Annotated in this window: 1 protein-coding gene and 2 pseudogenes; 1 reads left to right on the top strand and 2 read right to left on the bottom strand. The window is 67.5% G+C overall.

The window, feature by feature from the left end:
- Positions 1-231: 231 nt before the first annotated feature.
- Both ABZ453_RS51325 and ABZ453_RS51320 read right to left on the bottom strand, forming a co-directional pair.
- Complete coding sequence (locus tag ABZ453_RS51325; RefSeq protein ID WP_359026989.1) at positions 232-387, bottom strand: transposase domain-containing protein; 156 nt, start codon at positions 385-387, stop codon at positions 232-234.
- A gap of 153 nt (positions 388-540) precedes the next feature.
- Positions 541-790 (bottom strand): annotated as a pseudogene (locus ABZ453_RS51320) (transposase).
- Positions 791-830: 40 nt separating this feature from the next.
- Here ABZ453_RS51320 and ABZ453_RS51315 point away from each other — a divergent pair.
- Positions 831-1,370: pseudogene (locus ABZ453_RS51315) on the top strand (DEAD/DEAH box helicase); the annotation flags it as partial.

Below are 1,370 nucleotides of genomic sequence, written 5' to 3'. Positions count from 1 at the left end.
GCCGTCCGGGAGTTGTTCAACCACAGGCAGTACGAGATCTTTGCGGACTCTCCACAGCAGGTCAGCCCCGTACGCCGCGGCCTTGCACCACAAGTGCGGGTAGCCGGCATTCTGTTCACCCCGCCCAGAGCGCGGCAACCGGCCGAACGCCTCCATGTTCGCCTTCGTGTCGGGAAGGTCAAACGTGGTTCCGTCGATCGCGGTCAGGTGCCAGCGACGGTAGAAAGCACCCTACGTGCCCGGTGCGGCAACCGGCCGGCGCACTCGCGCGAACAGCTGCCGCAGCGGTGCCACTCCCAACCGTGACCTGGCTTTCCAGATCGCCGCCGTACTCGGCACCGCCCACGACGTACGCCAGCGTCGCGCACCCTGCAGACCCAGGGGCATTGCGTGATGAGGATTGGTCAGGTTTCGCCGGTTTCGCGGGTGACGTGCCGTCATGTCCGCTGTCGCAACGAGATCCGCCGGCTCAAGTGACGGCGGCCATGACAAGCGGCTCTGATCCACTTCCTGTGGGGCTGTGGTGGAGCGTGACAGTGCTCAGTCTGCGAGGAGGATTTGGCGTCGGAGGAGGTCGAAGCCAGGCCCGGCCATATCCGTCCCTTTTGATCCGCTTCACCCTGTTGCCGTTGCCCTCGACCTTGCCCGAGCTCCACTCCAGGGTGAGTCCGGCGGTGACGGCGTCGAAGTCCTGTCGCAGGCCACGGGCCAGACTCCGTAGCGGCTTCAGCCCGGTGTTCTCGGCACGGGTGAGCCAGTCGTCGAGTTCGCCGCCGCGGCGCTCGGTCATCATCCGGGCGAAGTCGCGCACGCAGTCGGCGACAGCGCGCACCCCGGTGGAGAACAACCTCTCCGAGTTGTGGGCGCTGCTCAACTGGACCACCCCTGGCCTGCTCAGCCCGCTGTCCACCTTCCGCGACCGCTTCGCGAAGGCCATCGAGCGCGGCGCGCTCTGCACGGACGGCGACGAGCAAGCCGTAGAGGAGGCCCGACGGGCCGCCGCACAGCTCACCCTCACCCGCCCGTTCCTGCTGCGCCGCCGCAAGTCCGATCCCGGCATCGCGCCTGAGCTTCCGGCCAAAACGGAGACAGACCACCCGTCACCCTCACCGGCGAGCAGGCCGCCCCGTACGAGGCGCAGGTCCGCGAATCCATGGCCCTCATCGAGAAGTCGGACGGCATCGCCCGCCGCGGCCTGGTGCTCAAACTCCTCACCGCGCTCAGGCAGATCTGCAACCACCCAGCCCACTACCTACGCGAGACCGGCCCGCTGCCCAGGGGTCGTGCAAGTTCCCTGTTCGCGCGGGTGGTTGGGGTAGGGGCGCATAGCAGTGCGGACACGGGGTTCGTGATCATTGTGGTGTCTAGGC

Source organism: Streptomyces sp. NPDC005799 (genome assembly GCF_040630525.1).
Taxonomy (GTDB): Bacteria; Actinomycetota; Actinomycetes; order Streptomycetales; family Streptomycetaceae; genus Streptomyces; species Streptomyces griseorubiginosus_B.
This window is presented reverse-complemented; position numbering and strand designations above follow the sequence as displayed.

Bases quoted from the DNA above. Each gene is read 5' to 3' on its own strand.
- ABZ453_RS51325 (WP_359026989.1), bottom strand. From the start codon at position 387: ATGCCCCTGGGTCTGCAGGGTGCGCGACGCTGGCGTACGTCGTGGGCG.